Annotated in this window: 12 protein-coding genes; 2 read left to right on the forward strand and 10 right to left on the reverse strand. The window is 50.0% G+C overall.

Going from position 1 to position 22,102, the window contains the following annotated elements:
• Positions 1-136: 136 nt before the first annotated feature.
• The 4 genes from AC506A_RS12930 to AC506A_RS12945 all read right to left on the reverse strand — a co-directional run bounded on the left by AC506A_RS12930 (position 137) and on the right by AC506A_RS12945 (position 5,728).
• A complete protein-coding gene (locus tag AC506A_RS12930; protein ID WP_495461402.1) occupies positions 137-2,638 on the reverse strand; it encodes an alpha-mannosidase in 2,502 nt (833 codons plus the stop codon).
• A 4-nt stretch (positions 2,639-2,642) separates the two neighbouring features.
• The gene (locus AC506A_RS12935; protein ID WP_495461403.1) at positions 2,643-3,629 is read right to left on the reverse strand and encodes an ROK family protein; all 987 of its coding nucleotides are present in this window, start codon (positions 3,627-3,629) and stop codon (positions 2,643-2,645) included.
• On the reverse strand, positions 3,626-4,258 hold the full coding sequence (locus tag AC506A_RS12940) for a D-sedoheptulose-7-phosphate isomerase (protein WP_495461404.1): 633 nt from the start codon (positions 4,256-4,258) through the stop codon (positions 3,626-3,628). The genes AC506A_RS12935 and AC506A_RS12940 overlap by 4 nt, the downstream gene beginning before the upstream one ends.
• A gap of 243 nt (positions 4,259-4,501) precedes the next feature.
• The gene (locus tag AC506A_RS12945) at positions 4,502-5,728 is read right to left on the reverse strand and encodes an ROK family protein (RefSeq protein WP_495461405.1); all 1,227 of its coding nucleotides are present in this window, start codon (positions 5,726-5,728) and stop codon (positions 4,502-4,504) included.
• 778 nt (positions 5,729-6,506) lie between these two features.
• Here AC506A_RS12945 and AC506A_RS12950 point away from each other — a divergent pair.
• Complete coding sequence (locus AC506A_RS12950; RefSeq protein ID WP_495461895.1) at positions 6,507-7,160, forward strand: transcriptional regulator; 654 nt, start codon at positions 6,507-6,509, stop codon at positions 7,158-7,160.
• 538 nt (positions 7,161-7,698) lie between these two features.
• On the opposite strand, the gene AC506A_RS12955 is transcribed toward AC506A_RS12950, so the two are convergent.
• The 3 genes from AC506A_RS12955 to AC506A_RS12965 all read right to left on the reverse strand — a co-directional run bounded on the left by AC506A_RS12955 (position 7,699) and on the right by AC506A_RS12965 (position 16,020).
• Positions 7,699-13,896 carry an S-layer homology domain-containing protein gene (locus AC506A_RS12955; RefSeq protein WP_495461406.1) on the reverse strand — a complete coding sequence of 2,066 codons (6,198 nt, stop codon included), beginning with the start codon at positions 13,894-13,896 and terminating at the stop codon, positions 7,699-7,701.
• Between the two features lie 732 nt (positions 13,897-14,628).
• Positions 14,629-15,030: a hypothetical protein gene (locus AC506A_RS12960; RefSeq protein ID WP_495461407.1), complete on the reverse strand. Its 402-nt coding sequence runs from the start codon at positions 15,028-15,030 to the stop codon at positions 14,629-14,631.
• A gap of 66 nt (positions 15,031-15,096) precedes the next feature.
• A complete protein-coding gene (locus AC506A_RS12965) occupies positions 15,097-16,020 on the reverse strand; it encodes a DUF1835 domain-containing protein (protein ID WP_495461408.1) in 924 nt (307 codons plus the stop codon).
• A 68-nt stretch (positions 16,021-16,088) separates the two neighbouring features.
• Between AC506A_RS12965 and AC506A_RS12970 the strand changes: the two genes are divergently transcribed.
• A complete protein-coding gene (locus AC506A_RS12970) occupies positions 16,089-17,051 on the forward strand; it encodes a helix-turn-helix domain-containing protein (RefSeq protein WP_495461409.1) in 963 nt (320 codons plus the stop codon).
• A gap of 48 nt (positions 17,052-17,099) precedes the next feature.
• Here AC506A_RS12970 and AC506A_RS12975 read toward each other — a convergent pair whose 3' ends face one another.
• From AC506A_RS12975 to xylA, 3 genes are all read right to left on the reverse strand, one after another.
• Positions 17,100-18,830 carry a methyl-accepting chemotaxis protein gene (locus AC506A_RS12975; protein WP_495461410.1) on the reverse strand — a complete coding sequence of 577 codons (1,731 nt, stop codon included), beginning with the start codon at positions 18,828-18,830 and terminating at the stop codon, positions 17,100-17,102.
• Positions 18,831-19,106: 276 nt separating this feature from the next.
• Complete coding sequence (xylB, locus tag AC506A_RS12980; RefSeq protein WP_495461411.1) at positions 19,107-20,606, reverse strand: xylulokinase; 1,500 nt, start codon at positions 20,604-20,606, stop codon at positions 19,107-19,109.
• 21 nt (positions 20,607-20,627) lie between these two features.
• Entirely contained in the window at positions 20,628-21,941 is a 1,314-nt protein-coding gene (gene xylA, locus AC506A_RS12985; RefSeq protein WP_495461412.1) for a xylose isomerase, read from the reverse strand.
• Between the last annotated feature and the right edge of the window lie 161 nt (positions 21,942-22,102).

Below are 22,102 nucleotides of genomic sequence, written 5' to 3' on the forward strand. Positions count from 1 at the left end.
ATGGAAGAGTGCCTTTCTTTCATTAGTTTTTAGACTTCTTTCTACTAAAATCGTGATCATTTGCACCATACACAGCACAAACAGTCCGTTCCTGCCAGTTGGGAACGGACTGTTTGTAGGATCAGACTGTTTCTCGCTACATAGGGAACTCAATCATATTAACCTCGGTCACGTCCAGATCCGGGTCAGAAGGAATTCGGAACGTCTTAATCTCGCATTGGCCAAACTGCAGCGTCCACGTTCGCTTCAGTGATGGAAGCTCTATTACAGCCTCGCCGCTGCGCCCGCACGCTTCATAACATCGCAGCACATAACCGTCTCCATCCTCTGCAGGCTTAAACGCCGTAACGATCAGATTATCTGCGGAAACTCGAACGCCCTCAGAGGATTGAGGCAGCGAGCCTTTATGGTACGTTTCCACGATGTGAATAGGCGGTACATTCAGCTCAAGCGCCTTCTTGGACACCTGCGCTTGCCGCCAATCACCTTCATGGGGAATGAGCATATAGCGGAACTGCTGCAGCCCTTGATCCATATATTCGCAGTATTCATCTCGTTCGCCAAAGTGGTCCGCATAGATCGGGCTGCGAACGACAGTCATTCGCAGATCGTTATCTTTCACATCCGAGCTGTACTTCGAATCGTTCAGCAGGGTTAAACCATATTGCTGCAAGCCTGTTGCTTCGTCCGGTTTGCCGCTCACATCCAACCACTGCTGGCCCGGCTCTTCCTCGCCGTTCACCGGCCGCTCGATATAGCCGTACGGGATTTCGTACGTCGCCTTTGGCTGGCTGACACGTACAGGGAACGACAGCTTGAGCATCTTATGCTTCTCTCGCCAATCCAGCTTCGCTCGCACTTCAATGCCCGACTTGTCGCGATATAGGATGAAATCCTGCCGCAGCTCGGACTGGCCGCTGCGATTCGTCACTCTCATGACAGCGCGGAGCGGCCCCGCTTCCAGCAGCTTCACCTGCGCATCGCCGAATCTCGCAACTTCGTTACGGAATTCAAAAACGCCATGCGCCCATGTATCGCAATGATGCTCATCGATGACAATCGGTACAGCACCATTGCCGCTTAGCACTTCGACCGCATTCTTCTTGTCATACAATCTGCGGATATGGCCGGTATGCGGTTCAAACTCAACCCGGTACCAGTCGTTCTCAAGTGCAGCCGGCTCGGCGAGCAACTGATGCTGTGATGCCGCTGCTTCTCCAAGCTCCTTCTCTTTGTAGATCCAGTACACACGGTAACCCATTGCCGGAATACTTGCCATGAAAGCCGTATCGAATTTGTCATCACTGCCATTGGTCCGCGATCCACGGACGATCTGATGATGGATGACGGTACCTTGATCATCGGTGACGCTCGTCACTTTCTTGTTCACCTGGATCAGCTCATTCACTTCCCAAGACAACGGATTAAACACGACGACCGGAATGCCTGCGTCCTTCTGCTCCCAGAGCACCCAATCCATATCTTTGCTGAGCGACTGGATCTCGTCCTTCATCGTATCGATCGACCACGAGATTCGCTGCAGCGCCGCATTCAGCGTCACGGCCGCAATATTCAGCGACTCCCCATACGCCTCCCGTGCATCTGTAAAGGCCTCCTGGATGGAGCAGCCGCCCATAATATCGTGGAACTGATTGAACATGACATTTTTCCAGCCCCGCTGAATCTCATGTGCGGAGTAATCGTAGCCTGCGAGCAAGTGAGCGAGTGTACCGAACTTCTCCGCTGTGATGAGCCGATGCTCGGCTTTGCGGTTCAGCGCCTTGGACTCGGAATGAGTCGAGTAGCAGCCGCTCGCATGATGCTGCAGATCGTCCTCGAATACCGGGAACTGTACCCCGCTTTGCATCATTTCGTCAAAATAAGCATTCGGAGAGCTGAAACGGAAGCGTTCGCTGCCTAGATCCGACTGCAGTCGGTGAATGGACTGGATGTTAGCGATGGTCGGACCGCCGCCGTGATTGCCCACGCCATAGAAGCCCATGAAATTGTGCTCATGCTGCTCAGCCAGCTCCATGACCTCCAGTGATTTGCCATAGACAGGGTCGGCATGGTTGATAGGGGAATAGTTGCTATAGCTGATCGGATTACGGAAGGCCAGCACTTGGCTGCCATCTAGGCTCTTCCACCAGAACACATTGCGCTCCATGCTCTTCTCTTGTTCTTGCGGGCGCATATAGACATAGCTGTCCATACCGCTCTTCTTCAAGATTTGCGGCAGCATATTGTGATGTCCGAAGGAATCGACATTGTAGCCAACCTTAGCCATTACACCAAATTTCTCTTGAAAATACCGCTGGCTGTACAAGCCATGCCGAACGAAGGATTCACCTGAAGGCAAATTGCAATCCGGCTGTATCCACCAGCCTCCTACGATAACCCAGCGGCCTTCGCTCACTCTGGCGCGAATCTCTTCGAACATATCGGGGGCATTTTGCTCAATCCATTCGTAATACGCAGCCCCTGCACAAGTAAATATAAAGTCCGGAAACTCATTCATTCGATCAAGCGCGGAGCGGAACGTCGCCTTAATCTCCGCATAACCTTCCTGCCACTGCCACAACCATACCGGATCCAAATGCGCATTGCCGATCATATGCAGCTGAATGCTGTTAGTCATCGATTCAATCCCTCTTCTCCATCAGATTCCCGGCAACGGATAACGCGGCATAATCGCCGACATGCTCTCCGAGTCCGGCAGGAACGATTTCACAAACGGCTGCGGAACCGCTCAGTGCTTCCCGGCGCAGCTCTTCAAACATATAGGGATCAAGCAAATCCTGCTGCCTTGCATAGATACTGCCAATGACGATGCGCTCCGGATTGATAATATCGATCAGCACAGCGGCACCTCGCCCAAGCATGCGTCCAACCTCGGCGAAAATCTGTAAGGCCAGCGGGTCCCCCTGCCTTGCTGCTTCTGCGACCGCTTTAGTTGTTATTTCTTGTGGTGGTTGGTAGTAGGACGGAAGCGTATCTCCAGCTTCAAGCCGCTCCGTTACCTTCGACTGCGCAAGTCTGGCAATCCCGCCCCCGCTGCAAAATCCTTCGAAGGAACCGGTCTTGTTGTATCCAACCGGCCCTCCCTCCGCAAGCCGTATATGACCAACCTCGCCTGCATTATCGTTCGTTCCGGAATACAGGCGGCCATCCAGAATGAGTCCGGCTCCCATGCCGGTGCCGAACGTCAAGAAGATCATGTTTCGCGTCCCTTGTCCCGCTCCCCACTGCCATTCTGCCAACGCGCATGCATTGGCGTCGTTTTGCAAACCGACCGGCACGCCGAATCGTTGCTTCATCGGCGTAATGACATCAACGCGATCCCAATTCGGTAGATTCGGCGGCGAAAGAATCAGCCCATTCCGGCTGTCCAGTGGACCGCCGCAGCTAATGCCGATCGCCCCCAGCCGCTCCTTCTCCGATGGATGCCGTTCAAGGAGCAGCTCCAGCTCTGCCATAAGCCGATCAAGTGTAGCTTCGGGAGTTGGTTCGGTTGGAAAAGCAACCTTATCTACCAATTCGATTTGTTCGCCATCTGCCCCTGCTGTACGCCCCAGCGTAACCGCACATTTCGTGCCTCCGATGTCGAGTCCGGCATATGTCATCCTCATCCGAAGAACGCCTCCTCTAGCATCATGCACAAGGTATGATAGATTGGCAGATGGCGCTCCTGGATGTCCGGTGTCACTGCATGGGGGACAACGATCGTGCAGTCGCTAAGCGCTTTCATTTCTCCGCCTGTGCCGCCGGTTAACCCGATGCTGATCATCCCTTTCGCTTTGGCTACTTGAATCGCTTGGATGATATTGCGGGAATTACCCGATGTGCTGATGCCGAGGAATATATCCCCTGGCCGGCCATATCCGTACACCTGCTGGGCGAAGACCATATCAGAAGCCACATCGTTGGCGAATGCCGTCATAAGTGCGCTGTGGCTGACAAGCGAAATTGCCGGAAGCGCGCCTTGCAAATTGTCGCACAGCGAATCCCCTTCTGCCGGGAACAACTTGATTAACGATTCTCGGAATGACTGCGGAACTGGACGCGGAAGCATAAATCCTTTCATCAATTCCCCTACGATATGCTCGCTGTCTGCAGCACTGCCTCCATTGCCGGCTACCAATACTTGACCGCCTTGTCGATAGCAGGCTTCCATCAGCTCGAAGCTGCGCTGGATGTCAGTGAGGCATCCTGCAAGCTCCGGATATTTGCTTTGAAGCACGTCCAGATGCTGTTTCATAAGCAATCGATTCCTTTCGCCGTGGCTTTCATGGCTTCGTGGCTCCGTGACACTCATAGCTTCGCAGCCTCACTCAATCGCCAGCGAAACTTTTTAATATAATATTAATAAGTAGTGATTATAGGATAGATTTTACAACTGATCTATTATTGCGTCAATGTTATTTTTCCATCTTATAAATATGAATTTAAGAAGTATCCAACATAAAAGCCGCCCTCAACTCAGCAGCGGCTTCCTATCTGTCTATTCGCTCAAATCTTTTTGAAAAAACTGCTCCAGCACCAGCGTCCCAGCGCCGATTGCCCCGCCTAACACACCTAATTCGGCTTTATAGATTCGAATGTGGTCGGCAAAGGAAGCGAAGATTCGGCTCATCGCAATATCCTTTGTATGCTCGAAGTATGGAGGGTACGCATGTGTAAGCGCCCCGCCAATAATTATGATTTCCGGCATTAGTAGATGAATGACATTGCCTATCGCAATGCCGACATAGCGAGCTGATTCCGTTAACAGCTGCTTCGACAACGGATCACCATCACTCGCCGCATTCAGTATTGCAGCGATCGAAACCGACTTCTCATCTGCAAGGTAACGTTCTCGATACGAAGCCTCTGCACCTCTGCGAATCTCCTCACCTGCACGCCGCTCAATCGCAAGGCCTGACGCTACCGCCTCGAGACAGCCATAGTTTCCACAGTTGCAGCGAGGACCATCGATGTTGATCGTTCCGTGTCCGACTTCACCTGCACCATAGGGTGATCCGTGGAGCAGCTTACCGTCAATAATCATGCCGCTTCCGATCCCAACGTCAGCATCGAGATAAAACACATTTTGCTTCCCCTGCGCGGCGCCATGCCAATATTCACCGAGTGCGATCAGGTTAGCATCCTTCTCGATAAAAGTCTCGATTTGAAAATGGTCCGTAATCAGCTGCTTAAGCGGCAAACCCGCAAGCCCCCTCATGTTTGGCGGCGTTAGTACGACACCTCCGAAAGGATCAAGCGGTCCGGGAATGGCCATGCCAATACCGAGTATTCGAGTGCGGTCCACACCTGACTGTACAAGTGCTTCTTCGATGCAGTCAATCAGTTGATCTACGATAGCAGTCGATAGAAGAGCATCCGGATTTGTTTCCGACTCGTAATGTGCATGCACGCCGCCTGATAGATTCAGAACGACGACATGAATGCGAGCGACACTAAGATGAAGACCAACCGAGTAGAATCGGTCTTCCTTGAGCTTATATAGGAGCGGCTTCCTGCCGCCTGTTGATTCATCGTAGCCTACTTCGCTGATGAACGAATAAGAGAGCAATTCATCAATGATGTTCTTAACCGCTGTAAAACTCAGATGCGTTTGCGCCGCAATGTCGGCTTTGGACGTTTGTCCCTGCTTGCGGACGTATTGGAGCACCGCGCTGCGGTTAAGGCTCTTAACCCGCCTGTTGTTGGCTCCTCTCATTTGATTCATTTCAACCAACGCTCCTTAGGCTTACATCGTTATCGGAATTATAGCATAAAAGGCTCATTGTTGGAGAAGCGCCTAACCCCACTCCCCACCAATCCGCTATTCCGCAACTATACTCATCCAATATTCAACTAATCTGCACCCCACACCTCTTGGAATCATCCCCGCAAACATCCACCACCTCAGCTCCACCTCACCACCTACCAATCGACTTTGCAACTCTACTGGTTTAATAACTCACTCCCCCGTTAATAGCTCTTATATCCTCTTATACGCGCAATCCCACCGACCTCGCACCATCACTACCTCCACAACCCTGTAACTTCGAAACCTCGCATCCCCACTGATCCTGCAACCTGTCACCCCAAACCTCGCATCCCCGCTAACCCTGCATTTTCCCCGCCATCTCAACCTCACCACCACCTCTAACGAATCCTACAGGCCTTATTTGATCAAAAAGCATCGATATGAAATTCTAACGAATCCTACAGGTCCTATTCGCTCGAAAACGCGTAGATTTCTGCCTATTTCGGTCCAATAAGGCCTCTGTGATTCGTTAGAATATTTGAAGTGCCTATTTCTCCAAAATAAGACCTCCACGGTTCGTTAGAAATCTCGTTATGACTTTTCTATGACATTCACTTCCAGTTTTGCTATACTAGTCGTATATTATCGGTCGTGAAGCACACGCCGCTTTAGCACATGCACCTCATTGGGAGGTGTACATGTGTTGAGGCGGCTTTTTCTGTTTGCGCGGCTAATAGGAAGGATGCGAGGAGCTATTACTAGATTTGAGCAAGCCTACGAGGAATGGATAACGTCCAACATTACCCAAGAACAGAATCATAGAAGACGCGAAATATTGGAGAATGGACTCGGTCACGGCACAATTGAGTTTTTGCGCACCGTTTGGTTTCCTGCTGTACGCAACTTCAACCATCTACATCCCGAATGGGAGGTGCGGGATTCTAACAATGGGTATCGTTACCTCGATTTGGCTTATATGCCAGGCGGCGATGTAAAAGGCGGAATCGAGATTCAAGGATACGGCCCCCACGCGAGGGATCTCGATGTTCGCCGCTTTAAGGATTTATGCTGGCGGCATTGTTTATTAGCGCTTGACGATTGGATCTTCATGCCGATTGCTTATCTTTCCATTACAGATGAACCCAAGCGCTGTCAGCAGCTCATTCTTTCCTTTATTGGCAAGTTCATTGCCATGGACGTGCCCGATGGTTTGAATTGTTTTGAAGCCGAGACCATCCGTTTCGCGAGAAGGCTATTTCGTCCATTTACTCCATTAGAATTGGCCTCCCATCTACGAATTTCAGACAATCATGCACGGCTTGTTCTACACAACCTAGTCGAACATCAGCTTCTTATTGTGGCCAACGGTAAACTGCGGTATCGCACCTACACCTTACTGACTTCCTAATTCTAACGAATCGTACAGGTCTTATTTGATCAAAAAGTAACGATTTGAAATTCTAACGAATCCTACAGGTCCTATTCGCTCGAAAACTCATGCATTTCTGCCTATTTCGGTCCAATAAGCCCTCTGTGATTCGTTAGAATAATTGAAGTGCCTATTTCTCCAAAATAAGACCTCCACGGTTCGTTAGAGTGGTGAGGGATAGCGAATGGTCGGCTTTTAGCTGCTGGCGTGGGACTGATGAATGGTTGGCGAAGGGTTTAGCTGCTGGCGTGGGGTTGGTTGGTGGGGGGGTTGCGAAGGGCTGGCTTTTAGCTACCGGTGTGCGACTGATGAGTGGTTGGCGAAAGGCTGGCTTTGGGCTGCTGGCGTGGGACTGATGAGTGTTGGCGAAGGGTTGGCTTTGGGCTACTGGCGTGGGACTGATGAGTGGTTGGCAAAAGGTTGGCTTTGGGCTGCTGGCGTGGGACTGGTCGGGGACTAGCCACCAAATGAAAACAAGTCCACGACATTCATCGTGGACTTGTTCTATACGCTGCTACTATTCTCTAGTAAATAGTCGGTAGAGCACGACAGCAGCTTGCGCTCTCGTTACATGTCCTGTTGGGGAGACTTTGCTTCCATCGCCTACCAGGATCCCTTCTTTCACTAGGGAGGCCATACTTGAAACCGCATAGCCGGCAATTTGCGAAGCATCGGCAAAAGCTTTCAGGTCGCTGTCCGAACCTGCAGCCAGCGAAGATTTCGCCAGCTTCATCGCTCTGACAACGAGCGCAGCCATCTCTTGTCTAGTGATTTGACCGTTCGGATTGAATTTGTTGCCGCCTGTTCCGAGTGACAAGCCAATCGCCTTCGCGATGCCAAGCGACTCGTAATACGCAGCCGACTTGTCGATATCGCTGAAGTTCGTTTCGAACTTCGCAGAAAGTCCCAGCACTTTCACCAGACCATCGACGAAATCTGCTCTTGTAATGTTTTTGGCAGGACTAAACTGCGTGTCACTTGTTCCGTTCAAGACACCTTTGGATGCCATAACCTCAATGGCTTGCAGTGCCCATTTGTACTTAGCCGCATCTTCAAAAGTCTTGAAGCTGTACGCGACCGCGTATTTGCTGAAATGCGTCGTCGTAAAGACGACCTTACCTGACTCAGCATCATACTTGGCATTCGGTACAGGAATCGCATGACCGGCCTCGTCGAGATACCAAATTACGATGTGATCCGGATGCTCCAGTTCTTCCTTGGTCGGCGTGTACGGGATCGATACGACCACCGGCGCATTCGGATTGTTCCAATGAAGCGACTTGCCATCCGCTGTGATGCTGATATCGACAACTGGTTTGCCATCCTTCAGCACGCGGCTGATCGACAGCGTAATTGTCTTCGCACCAGCAATCTCTTTATCCGCAAACATATCAAGTGGAAGCACTACCTCAGCGTCACCTGTTTGGATCGCCACTTTCGTCGCAGCATTCTTCTCGGAGAATAGAGAAGCCGGCTGTTCCAGCACGTAACCATTTGCACCTGTAAGAGCACTGATCGCAACGGTCACGATGCTATTGCCTTGCTCATCCTTCTTCGCCGCTTTAAGAGCTGTAGCAAAATCACCTTCCGATACAGCAGCTGCAGCTTTGCCATCTTTCAATGAAGGTGTCACCTTAATGACGGTGTCCTTGACCTCAGTTTGGTTTTGGCTGCCTCCTACTGTTACAGGAGCAGTTGGACCCACATCTTTGAGTTCAAGTGCTAGCAAGTAAGGTTTCTCCAGCGCAACCGTGAAGTTATTCGTATCAACGGCACCGCCATTGATCAATTCCTGCGCGTTCACGACCGCTTTGCCATTTACTTCAATTTTAATTGTTTTGGAGGCTGTAGTCGGGTCATAGTTAGCAATGTTGACAAGCAATTTGCCGTCATAGTTCGTGCTCAGCCATTCTACGCCATCGATCGGCTGGCCTGTAGCCTTATCCTTCAGAACAACGTTCATTAGGCCTAATTCAGTCAAGCTCGCTCTGACAGATTGCTTCAACGCGCCGCTGTCGATGTCGTCGCCGAGTACCTTCGAACCTGCAACAACAACATCTCTGACTGCACCACTCAGCGGCTTATTGTTCTCGTCTGCACTCAGTGAATGGTCACCAATCATAATGACCTTCCCGCCTGCAGCTACAAAATCTTTAATAGCCGCCAACGTAGAAGCCGAAACATTCGTAGCTTGCGGAACGATTAACAGCTTGTAATCAGCTAAATCGCCATCTTGCGATTGCTTCTCGGACACAAAGCCTACTCGTTGGCCGTTGAACGTCAGCGCTTCGTACGCACGGTCCATTGTATCTAAATATGCACTCGAGTAAACCATGGAAGGAAGCGAGTAGAGAATAGCTGCCTTCGGCGCAATATTTTGCAATTCCGTTACCTCATAAGCCAATCGGTTTAAGTCCAAGTTCACTTTCCCGATCGATTGTACAACATCCGGGCGCTGTAACACGCTGCCGTAGAAATCGCTGCTCGGATCATAGGATCTCTCCCATACCCAAATCGCTGATGCATTCTTACCATGTACGGCAGATTGCCAGAGTGATGTTTCTACGTGCTTGGCTTGCTCCGGTGTGTATACCGTATCTCTGTCAGCAATAACATGGGTCTCAGAGTTGAAAATCGGTGCTTTTCTAAACGAGCCTTGCAAATCATAGAACCGGTTCTCGCGAATAAATCCGCTGATTCCGCTTCCGAGGTAGTTCCAGTTATCATTGCCGTTCATATCCGAGAACTCACTGAAGTCCTCCGGATCTACGCCATAGGATGTTGCACCGTTCAAGTTAGCCATAATTTTGGCGCTGACAGGTACATCAGGTGCAAGCTCCTTTACCAGCTCAGCCATCCACTTATGCCATGATGAGAAGTACTCATTGTTAAACACGGTCCAGTCGTAGTAATAAGGCGTTGCATCCTTAACAGAAGGCATCGCAACTTCGTCAAATGAACCGTAATCCTTACCATAATTCGCATTCAAGCTTGCGATTGTCGTGTATTTAGCGGCAAGGAATTGATGCCAAGGCACAACTGCAGTCGAATCCGTTCTTGTATCGTACATCGGCTCATTGCTGATGATGATACTGTGCAGCGAAGGCAAATCCTTCACTAGTGGAACTAAGGTTCTGATGTAAGCTTCAACGATTTCACGCGCTTTCGGAGCGTTAACGTTATATTTCAGGAAGCCCGCATTGTTGCCATTGACCAAATCCGACCACTTATCCTTCGCCCACTGTGGGAAATAATGCGGCGAGATGAGCAGGCTGACTGCGATATTATGCTCTGCTGCATTTTCCAGTGTTGGGATAACGCTGGTCGTAATCAAGTCCGTGGAAATGTCGTAATCATCGGTGCTTCCTTCTCCTGGCTCCTCCATCGTACCTGGCGCCAGTACCGTACCGTCCGGACCTAGCTCCATCTGAATGATGTTCGTGCCGTAATCGCTAAACTGTGGAATATCGGCTTTCGCTTGATTGAAGTGACCGTAACCCGTGAAGAAGATCGGTCGTTCAACTGCGTCAGCCGAAGTCGATGTTTTCGTCGGACCGACAAACGAGAAACCTTCCATCTTCGAACGAGAAGTAACATATCGCGGAACGCTTAATGCTGTCTTCTCGCCGCTCAAGTATGCCTGCACATTAGCAGTCGCTTCATTGTAGAGACGATCCAGTTCATTCACGACATAATCGGCTCGTGATAAGAAATTGTTCGTAATGTCGTCTTTGCCGTACTGGATAAAGTTCTTAATGACGGTGTAATTCACCGTTTCATAGTCTACCGGGATGTTCTGCTCTTTGGCTGTCGCAAGCAGATCCTCCAGTGCCGGCAGCTTCTCATTCAGCTCATCCAACAAGCCCAACAAGGCTTCTGCATTCCGTTTTACGGATACAGCGATCGTTTCTTGCTTGGACTCACCTGTTTCTTTATTGATAATGACGGCCTCAAACTGCTGGTTGCCGACAGTTGGGAATGATACCGGAATTGCTTTCTTGAGTACTTTTCCTGCTGGTACGGTGATTTCTTGAACTTCAGAACCGCTGACATTCGGAAGGGAAATTTGGAACGTTTCCGCTTCTTCTCCGAAGTTAGCTACTGCGATCGAATAGTCGTAAGTTGTGTTCTGAAGGGCATCTTGCGGTCCGTGCATCCAAGTGCTCCACGTTTGTTCGTCATCAAGCAGCATCAAGGAACCAAGACTTGTTGCATCCTTGCCGTTACCGATCCCCGGCGTCCATTCGATGTAACCTCTTCTTTCACCGCCATCGTTGTCATTAATGAGCAGTGTGAAAGGAACCTTATCCCCAGGTGCTGCAGGCAATGCTGCAAGCCATGGAATAGCTAGGTCATAGACAGTGACTTTATTCGTATTGTCACGATTCACTTTCAACTTAATCGAATCAACGCCAAGCTTAGCGCTTCCGCTGTTCCAGCTAAACTTGCTGGCCGTGCCGCTGCCATACGAGAACCCGTATTCCGGTCCATAAACCGCGCCATCTTTGGAAAATGCAACCTGAACACTATCTCCCCGCCAGATGACATCGCCAGAGAAATCAAGATGGTCTGCATCTTTAACATCAACATGCACATAGAGATTGTTGTCGTCGTAAGCTAGAGCCGCATTCGCCGACAAATCGTTAACGCCGGCCCAGCCTGGGATTTTCACTTGCTTGCTTGCATTGGACGGCAGAATGAATGAAGCCTGCCCGTTCCAGTCGCTTACAAAACCATCTTCACCGACTGCAGTCGTACGGTGAATTCCCGCAAGCATGCTGCTTCCGATATCTGCCACACTGGAATTAATCCCATAAACCTCTTCTCCCGGTACACCGGTTCCAATTGTGTAGTCGAAGACGGAAACCGCGCTTTTCGGTTTGCCAGGAATCTCAGCATATGCTTTAATCGTCGTTACATCTGCGATTGTAATCGGAGCACTGTACAACGCTTTGGTAGCGGAGGTCTTCGGATCAGACCCATCAACCGTATAGTAAATGCTAGCTCCCACAGACGGCGTAGTAAGGCTTACTGTAGTACCAGGCGTAACTGCCGAGGACCCCGGAGCTGCCATTACGCGCTGTACCTGACTCGTAAGAATCGTCAAGTTATCGAACAAGTAACGCAGTGTTCCTCTGCCTTTGATCACATCGTCCTGGTTAAAGACGTAGAAGATGATTTTATTAATATGTGCCCGGTTTTGTGCCGGTATTGTGGTTAAATCCAGTTTGAAATTCGTCCACTGATCCGCAGTCAATACCGGGAGTGCGTCTTCATAAATAACATTACCAACCGTATCCATCACCTTGAAACGGATAGGTTCATGACTGCCCTCCGTTTGGCTGCCAACCGGACGGATATCGAACGCAATCTCCGTCGCTGGCGACAAGTCCATCGGATTCGCATTCAAATCCCATGAATACTCGACCCATGCATTCCCTTTACTCTTGTCCGGTACAATGTACGTGACATCGGCGGCTTGTGCGCCTTCGGTCTTATTCACTGTATCTGCAGTGTCGGTTGGCCCGTTCCACTCAGATAAGTTCTCAAAACCGTTAATGACGTTCTTCATTAATGGATCCACAGGTTTAATTACTCTTAAATTATCTAGTTGATAGTGAAGCGATGTTCTGCCTTCGAATACGTCATCTTTGCTGAATACATAGAAAGCAATGTGGCTGATCGCTGACTTCTCAGAAGCCGGAATAGCGCTCAAATCCAGCGTAAAGGTGCTCCACTCGTTAGCCGTTTGTACAGGAAGCGCATTCTCGAAAATTGCTTTATTAATAGACTTGTTGTACAGCTTCAATCGAATCGGCTCATGCCCGCCGGTCGTTTGATTGTTCGCCGAGCGAATATCAAGCTTCAACTGAGTTGCCGTTGACAGGTCCAGCGGATTTGCTGAAGTATCCCATTCGATTGTATGCCATGACCCAGGCTCCGGAACAGGCACCGTGAAGTCTACACTAAGCGATTGCGAGCCTTCTGTTTTGTTTGCGGTATCAGCCGCAAGCGTTATATCATCGTAATTTTTCGACCAGTCTGCTATATTCTCGAAGCCTGTAATCACTTGCTCCTGCAGTTGAATCGGCCTTACCACTCGCAAATTATCTAGTTGATAATGCAGTGAGGTTCTGCCTTCGAATACGTCATCTTTACTGAAAACATAGAAAGCAATGTGACTGATCGCTGCCTTCTCAGAAGCCGGAATGCTGCTCAAATCCAGTGTATACGTGCTCCACTCATTGGCCGTTTGTACGGGAAGCGCATTCTCGAAAATTGCTTTATTAATAGACTTGTTGTACAGCTTCAATCGAATCGGCTCGTGCCCACCGGTCGTTTGATTGTTCGCTGAGCGAATATCAAGCTTCAGCTGCGTTGCCGTTGACAGGTCCAGCGGATCAGCCGAAGTATCCCATTCGATTGTATGCCATGACCCAGGCTCCGGCACAGGCACCGTATAGGTCACACTAAGCGATTGAGAGCCTTCTGTTTTGTTTGCGGTATCAGCCGCAAGCGTTATATCATCGTAATTTTTCGACCAGTTAGCAACATTCTCGAAACCGTTGATAACCTCTTCTTGCATAGTCGATTCTGTCGGCGACACGTTAACGTTATCAGCGGCAGATGCCCGGCTCGCCGGAGCGACGCCGAAGCCGATCAATCCGACCAGCATTGTGGTTGTAAGAATAATGGCATTTATTCGTCTGAACATGCTCATATAACCTCCCGTTTATTTGCTCCATCAATCTGTTTGTCCCAACAGCAATATGCGTTTCGGGCCATTTCTTGTCCCCTCTGCAACGCCTCCTTCAATGGTTTCCTTCCCTGCTTAAGCGAATGGCATGTATGTAATATCGCTAGATTGAAGCGCTTTCAAGTTTTCACAGCTATTGTACTGCGATTCGCAATACGCATTAATAGAATATCTTTACTTGTGTCTGTTGTTATTTTGACATCTGAGCTTTCACACGGAAACGAACAGCAACGTGAAACGGCTCAGTATGTTCACATTTCACATGCCAAATGCCGCCTACCCGCGTCCGCGAAAAGCTAACGAACCGTAGGGGCGTTATTGGGCCGAATTTCGGGGCTCCGAGATTCTAACGAACCGTAGAGACGTTATTGTGGGATAATCGCCTCCCAAAACCCCACATACGATCAAATAGAGCCTGTACGGTTCGTTAAAATTTTTTTGGAGCTGTTTTCGGGCAAATAAGCGCTGTACGGTTCGTTAGAGCATTTCGCATTTCGCATTTCGCACCTCACACCTCGCACCTCCATTCCACATCCCGCACCCGCATCGCGCATCGCGCATCGCGCATCCCGCTACCGCATCACACACCCCCCGTGCTGAATTTGAGTACTTTTAATTCTCTATACAGCAAAAAAAGCTGACCAACAGCAGCTGGTCAGCTTATCAAATGAACTCGCATCCCGTGCGAGCTTATGTATGTACATCTCCGGAGAAATACCCGTACGAGCCGTCGTCCGGGAAGAATTCATCCTGCTGCGGGGCGTCGTCGTCCCAATTGGATAATCCGGCTTGCGTTTCTTCTTGTGCGATCAAGTCTTCGTTGACCACATGCGCCGGTATCGTAATATTCTCCATATTGTAAGCGTCATTCGTGAGCTCAATATCCGGGATGGAAGAGTGAACCGCAAGCTGGCCGCCATGCGCCTGAGCAATCTCAAGTGCAGAGGTTAGATCACTGCCGTGCAAATGAATGTGCACCCCCATCTCCTGCTGGATGACAGGTTCATAACCTAGTTCCTGAAGCGTGCTGCACGCGAGCGCGGCGGTCTTGCTGTCACCGAATTGAAAAAATAACGCAGTATCATTCTGCATCTTTCAGGCACACCCTTCTCCGGCAAAATAGTCCATTCCCGTTTAGAATACCCATTTCACGAGAAGTCATTCCTGCCCCTTACCAAATCCATTCACTGCGGGACGAATTTGCCACCTGCTCCATTCAATCGGATGTACCGCAGCATAACCTGGCAGCGGCTCTTCTCCTTCTATACTAATCAGCGCATGATCCCCTGCTGCCATCTTGCTCAGCACAGACCAATATGACAAATCTCCCATCCCAAGCATCGGCAGCTCCGCCGAAACGATGCCGAATAACTTATCCGGGGTCATCGGCCTTTGCCCCTCTGCTAGTGCTTCCAGCGTTAAACGCTCCACAATTCCTAGCTCACCCTCCGCCTCGGAAGGAATCCGCTGGAGTTGGAACCGGAGCGCTGCTGCCATCACGGGAAGCATGGCTCCATCTTGGCTTTGCAGCCAAGCATCAATCGATTCCCTGCTGCCCGCCGCATAAGCCTCCCATGCACGAGCGCCTGCAGCGAGTTCATCACAGGATACCGGCTTTCGCTCCGGCCACAAGCCGCCAATCTGCTCCGCTGTCAGCTGACCAAGGCCGCGAAAATCTGTAACACCGGCGACCTCTTCGGCAATAACCCAACTAAGCTTCGGAGCTTGACCAAGCCGTGATTCACATGCTTCCGAGCGCCACAGCCAATAGAGCAGTGCCGCAAGCATCGCCTGATCGAACAAATCATATTCAAACCAGAGCACAATTTCCTCGCCTTCTTGTACCGCGCTCGTCAGTACCGCTAACTGCACTTCGCACTCACGTCGGTAATGCTCACTCGGTACACCAAAGTCACGTTCTATCCATGCAGCACGCTCGATTGTTTCTGCTTGTCCCCACCATTCCAAAGGCGTTGGACCGTCTATCCAGCTCTCTCTCCAAGGCAGAATCCGATCTGATGCGAATCGCTCGCTTCGCCCTATCAACGCGGCAGCATGATCTCCATTTGTGATGTGAAGCATGATTATCCATTCCCTTCCATAAATAATGTGTTATAATAAACGAACAACAGGTGCAGGGGTGCATAATAGTGGATGATTTATTTACTTATTATACAGATGCAATCATGATCATTCATGAAAATCAAGGCGTACTCACAATTCATACGATTAATAATGCCTTCTCGACTATAACCGGGTTCTCCTCTGAGCAGTTAATCGGGCACGATATAACAAAGATACAACCTCATACTGCTAATACGTTATGGGAGCTTGTTGAACGGCTTTGCGCCGACTTCTCAGATCAGAAGGACAGCGCATATGCGGAATGCAACCTTACTTTGCAGGCAGATAAGCATATCTTCGCCGAAGTTCATATTCAGCAGCTTGAAATTATTAATGCGGTCTACTACACCATTAAGCTCGTTGACCGATCTGAGCACAAATGGATTGAAGACATGGTGCTGAAACAGAACATTGTTTCCTCTGTCATTTATACGAGCGGCGGGTTAATCATGTCGCTTCGCAGCTATCGCAACTCGATTCCGTATGACCGATATAAGCTTTCCCTGAAACAAAACAAAGAGTTTATTGTAGAAGAAGACCAAGTTCGTGTCCACAGCTTTTTTAAATCCCTTCGTGAAAGTCGCCAGTCGGGTCAAATCACGTACACACTGCGGCTTTTTGAAGATCGCTACCTAACGACATCCCTCATCCAACCCTTCTACAATGCAGATGACAGCTTTAAATGCTACGCCATCGTAACCCTTGCCATGAATGCCATTCACCTATCCAAGTTTGGACAAGCCATTCGCAAACAATCACAAGCCTTTAAGAGCGAAATGCGCGATGCTGAGATTGATCCGGCCTATAAGCTTCGTCTGCTCATGGTGGAGAAGAAGCTTTCTGTCACCCAGCTTGCTGAGAACACCCAAATCTCATTAACGACCATATCCAATATCCGCAACGGTAAAATCAAGAAGCCGCAGCGCTTAACCGCCCATTTGATAGCGGCAGAGCTTGGCGTAGAGCCAGGGGAAATCTGGGGAGATTAACTCAAAATAGAACGGGCCTTCTCAAGTTATTGAGAAGGCCCTTTTCTGTTATAGTTTAAACCTCGCCGTCAATTCATTCATCTCAAGCGCAATATCGCTCAGCGAACGTGAAGAATTGGCGATTTGCTCCGCAGATGCGGTTTGCTCTTCTGTCGTAGCCGCTACAGTCATTGCCGTCTCGGAGCTGTTTCTTGCGATCTCCTGCAGACGCTGCATCGAGCTGATGACTTGCTCCGAGCCTGCTGCCATTTGCTCCGAAGCAGCTGCAACCTCTTGCACCTGACCAGATACGCGCTCCGACGCTGCTGCAATGCCAGCGAAAGATGCACCGGCTTCACGCACGCTGCGCAGACCGGCCTCCACCTCTATGGAGCTGGAGCGCATCGTTTCCACCACTGTAAGCGTGTCATTCGTGACATGCTCAATGACTTGTTCTATCTCATCGATGGCCTCCGAAGTTTGAAGCGCCAGCTTCCTCACCTCGTCCGCGACTACAGCGAAGCCGCGGCCGTGCTCACCTGCGCGGGCTGCTTCAATCGCCGCATTGAGGGCGAGTAAGTTAGTGTGTTTCGACACTTCACCGATCAGCTTCGAAATGCCGCCAATGTTGCGAGTATGTATTTCGAGTCGATTGACTTGCTCGGTTGCTTGCTGCACGGTCTCGTGAATGGCCGACATACGTACCATTGCCTGCGACACCGCTTCATGCCCAATCGCAGCCTGACGGCTCGCATCTGCCGATAAGCTCGCGACGAGGGAGGTCGATTCCGCGATGCGATTGATGCCTTCGCCAAGATCCTGCGTCGTCTTGCTTACTTCCTCGAAACGCTGCAGCGTGATCTCTGTTCCGGCAGCCATCTCCGCAACCGATTCAGCAGCTTGCTGTGACGAGCCCGCGTTCTGCTCCGAAATAGCCAGCATCTGCTGAGAAGAAGAGGCAATGCCTGCCGACGCTTCTTGTACGCCTTGCATAGCTGATCGCAATTGCACGATCATACCGGAAAGCGAGTTAAACAAGGCTCCGATCTCATCCTTATTGCGAATCTTAGGCATTTGAGTGACCAAGTTACCGCTTGCGACTTCATTGACGACGACAGCCGCCTGCTTAATTGGCTTCGATATCGTTCTACGTACATACCAGGTTAGGAAAATGACCAGAAGCGTACCGACAACCAATGCAATTTGGCTTGTCCGCTGCGATTGCGAATTGATGGTCATGTTTTGCTCCTTCGCCTCTTCTGCCCCGGTATGGTTGTTACGAACCAAATAATCAATGCTGCTTTGAATAGCGGCATAGGAATGCTCCGAATCTTTCATCAGCGTGACGATCTCTTCTGTGCTCAGCGCTTGCTTGTTGCTCGCGGACACTTTCTTCGTCACGTCCTGATAACCTTTCCACGCTTCTTCGAGTTTCGTGAACAGATCCTGATCCGTCTGATCTCCGGCCGTCATAATGCCTTTGTAAGCGGCGAGGCTCTCATCGACTTTCTTAACCGTAGCATCGGTATCGGATACATATTGCTTCTTCAAACTTGCATTGGTTTCAAGAAGAATCTTGTACTGCAAGGTGAGCACATGATCCGCCATGTAATTGATGTTGTTGATCGTCTCGACGCCTACAAGCCATTTGTCCGCGATCATCTTCGTGTTGTCATTAATTTTGGTCATCATGAGGGAACTCAATACCCCATTCACAAGCAGCAACAGCAGAACGCTGATAAAGGAAATCATCAGCTTGGCTCCAACCGTAAATCTAACCTTACCATTCTTCTTCCCCATGTTGATCTCCGCCTCTGCCCCAGATAGGTTAACGCCATTAATAACAGCAACATTTCCAGTATACTTGGAAAATGATCACTTTAATAATTACATTTTTCGACATTTTCCGTAATTAGGAAACGCCAATTAAAACCTCCATTTTAGCGCCATATGTTTATTTTTTAAATCTACCATATTTTTGCTGAAAGTTAAATATTTAAAGAAAGCTGATGACTACACAACGCAAAAAAGCCGCTTCTCTCAACTTTCGAAAGAAGCGGCTTCAACGATTTCACCCTAAGTTCGATACGGCTGCAAACCTGCATTGAGCGTTTTAGTCTGCGCATAAACGTCCTGATAGACACGGAACAGCCCTGCATATGCATTGACAGCTGCTGGGTCTGGATGATAGACAGCGGCGCGTTTCACGAACAGTTCCGCGCACGCCTCCAAACTATCGAACCATCCACAGCCATAGGCCGCGAGCATGGCCGCACCAAGTCCCGGACCTTGCTCATTCTCCAAGGATACGACATCTGCGCCGAAAATATCAGCCTGCATCTGAAGCCATACCGGATTCTGAGCACCGCCGCCGATGGAAATGATCGTATCGACTGTTTTGCCGGCTTGTCTGAACAGATCCACCGATTCGTTCAGCGAGAACGTAATGCCTTCCATAACAGCACGGGCAAAGTGAATCCGTTCATGCGACCCATCGATGCCGATGAAGCTGCCGCGGATAACCGAATCGGCATGCGGTGTACGCTCGCCAACCAGATAAGGTGTGAACAGCAGGCCGTTAGCGCCTGGTTTCACTTCGCCAATACCGGCAAGCAGCTCGTCGAACGATTCCCCTTTAGCAAAGGTGTTCTTAAACCAGCTGAGACTGTAGCCTGCCGCGAGCGTAACGCCCATCGCGTAGAACGCATTCTCTTTACCATGATTGAAGAAATGCACTTTGCCGCGGAAATCATTGCCGCTGCCTTGCTCGAACGAAAGAATAACGCCGGAAGTGCCGATGCTGCACATCGTCAGCCCCTCTTGCAAAATACCGGAGCCAATGGCTCCGCAAGCATTATCCGCACCGCCCGCGAACACCTTCGTGCTCTCGGAAAGTCCTGATGCTGCTGCTTGATCGGGCAGCAATGTGCCGGTCAACGAATGGGATTCCACAAGCGGCGGCGCGAACGAAGCCGGAAGACCAACTGCTTCTAGTACCTCGCTGCTCCAGCATTTGCCCGCAACATCGAGCAGCAATGTACCTGCTGCATCCGAATAGTCCATGTGAAGTGCGCCCGTAAGGCGATAACGCACATAGTCTTTCGGCAGCAAGAACGAAACCGCCTGCGCGAAAACTTCCGGTTCATGCTTGCGCACCCACAAAATCTTCGGCAGTGTGAAGCCTTCAAGCGCTGGATTACGCGTTACCGTAAGCAGCAGCTCTTGACCCACTAACGCTTCGATCTCCCGGCATTCCGCCGTTGTGCGCGTATCGTTCCATAGAATGGCTTTGCGAACGGGATCTCCTGCCGCATTCAGCAGCACCAAGCCATGCATTTGACCGGAGAAGCTGATGCCTTCAATCGCATCAGCCGGTACGCCGGATTGCTCCACAAGCTCGCGAAGCGCGCCGATTGTACCTTCCACCCAGTCATCCGGCGTCTGCTCGCTCCAGCCGGAGTGTTCATGATACAGCGGATAATCACGGGAAGCTTCAGCAGCTACAGTTCCGCTTCGATCCAGGAGAAGCGCTTTGACGGCGCTTGTACCAAGGTCAATTCCGATAACATAGGACATGCGATGATGGACCCCCTCGACTTAAACGCTGTAGATAACTTCGTTCAGCACCAATTTGATCCGCTCTAGACGGCCGGACTCGTTCTTGATCGTGTTGTTTTGCATTGCGTACTGCTCAAGCGATTGCAGCGTTGCACGGCCAGCAACGATTTCGGCGCCGATGCCGTCGCGGAAGCTGCGGTAACGGTTGTCTACGATGTTGTCGATGATTTTCTCGTCGATCAGCTTCGCAGCTGCTTTCAGACCCCAAGCATAAGTGTCCATACCGGCAATGTGAGCAAGGAACAAATCCTCATCTTCGAAAGAGCCACGGCGTACTTTCGCGTCGAAGTTTACGCCGCCTTTGCCAATTCCGCCTGCTTTAAGCACTTCATACAAGGTAAGCGTTGTGGAGTAAAGGTCTGTCGGGAATTCATCTGTATCCCAGCCAAGCAGCAAGTCGCCTTGGTTCGCATCAAGCGATCCAAGCATGCCGTTAATGGCAGCAACGCGGATTTCGTGCTCGAATGTATGGCCGGCAAGCGTAGCATGGTTCGCTTCAAGGTTCAGCTTGAAGTATTCTTTCAGATCATATTTCTGCAGGAACGCAATTGTCGTTGCCGCGTCAAAGTCATATTGATGTTTTGTCGGCTCTTTCGGCTTAGGCTCAATCAGGAACTGAGCGCCAAATCCGATTTCTTTGGAGTAAGCAACAGCCATGTGAAGCAAACGTGCAAGGTTGTCGAGCTCAAGCGCCATATCTGTATTAAGAAGCGTTTCGTAGCCTTCGCGGCCGCCCCAGAATACATAGTTCTCAGCACCGAGACGTTTACCCACTTCAAGGCTCTTCTTCAATTGTGCACCGGCATAAGCGAACACATCCGCATTGGAAGTCGTACCTGCACCATGTACAAAACGCGGGTTCGTGAACATATTCGCTGTGTTCCAGAGCAGTTTTGCGCCGGAAGCTTTCATGTTCTCTTCCATCAAGTCTACGATAATATCAAGGTTCTTGTTCGTTTCAGCCAGCGTTGCGCCTTCTGGAGCAATATCGCGGTCATGGAAACAGAAATAAGGAATGCCGATTTTGTTCAGGAATTCGAAGTTCGCTTCAACGCGTGCTTTCGCTTGGTCCATCTCATTAGCAGAATCCCAGCCGCGAACCGCAGTGCCAACACCGAACGGGTCGGAGCCGGAACCAGTGAATGTATGCCAGTAAGCTACTGCAAAGCGCAGATGCTCTTCCATTGTTTTGCCGAGTACAACCTCTTTAGGATTGTAATGTTTGAATGCTAACGGATTGTCGGAACCTTTGCCTTCGTAAGCGATTTTACCGATATTTTGAAAATAAGCCATGAATAATTCCTCCTAGAATGGATGTATTGAAAACGCTCTTACAGCTATTCTAGCATCTCCAAACTTAGTTTGTCTACTAAACAAAGTATGTTTTTTTAATAAAATCCGCAATCCAAATACAGGCATTCATCCCTGCTCGCTCGCATACATTGTACATAGTT

The sequence above is a fragment of the Paenibacillus sp. N22P23 genome, from assembly GCF_059383735.1.

Bases quoted from the DNA above. Each gene is read 5' to 3' on its own strand.
- AC506A_RS12930 (WP_495461402.1), bottom strand. From the start codon at position 2,638: ATGACTAACAGCATTCAGCTGCATATGATCGGCAATGCGCATTTGGAT.
- AC506A_RS12935 (WP_495461403.1), bottom strand. From the start codon at position 3,629: ATGAGGATGACATATGCCGGACTCGACATCGGAGGCACGAAATGTGCG.
- AC506A_RS12940 (WP_495461404.1), bottom strand. From the start codon at position 4,258: ATGAAACAGCATCTGGACGTGCTTCAAAGCAAATATCCGGAGCTTGCA.
- AC506A_RS12945 (WP_495461405.1), bottom strand. From the start codon at position 5,728: ATGAATCAAATGAGAGGAGCCAACAACAGGCGGGTTAAGAGCCTTAAC.
- AC506A_RS12955 (WP_495461406.1), bottom strand. From the start codon at position 13,896: ATGTTCAGACGAATAAATGCCATTATTCTTACAACCACAATGCTGGTC.
- AC506A_RS12960 (WP_495461407.1), bottom strand. From the start codon at position 15,030: ATGCAGAATGATACTGCGTTATTTTTTCAATTCGGTGACAGCAAGACC.
- AC506A_RS12965 (WP_495461408.1), bottom strand. From the start codon at position 16,020: ATGCTTCACATCACAAATGGAGATCATGCTGCCGCGTTGATAGGGCGA.
- AC506A_RS12975 (WP_495461410.1), bottom strand. From the start codon at position 18,830: ATGGGGAAGAAGAATGGTAAGGTTAGATTTACGGTTGGAGCCAAGCTG.
- xylB (WP_495461411.1), bottom strand. From the start codon at position 20,606: ATGTCCTATGTTATCGGAATTGACCTTGGTACAAGCGCCGTCAAAGCG.
- xylA (WP_495461412.1), bottom strand. From the start codon at position 21,941: ATGGCTTATTTTCAAAATATCGGTAAAATCGCTTACGAAGGCAAAGGT.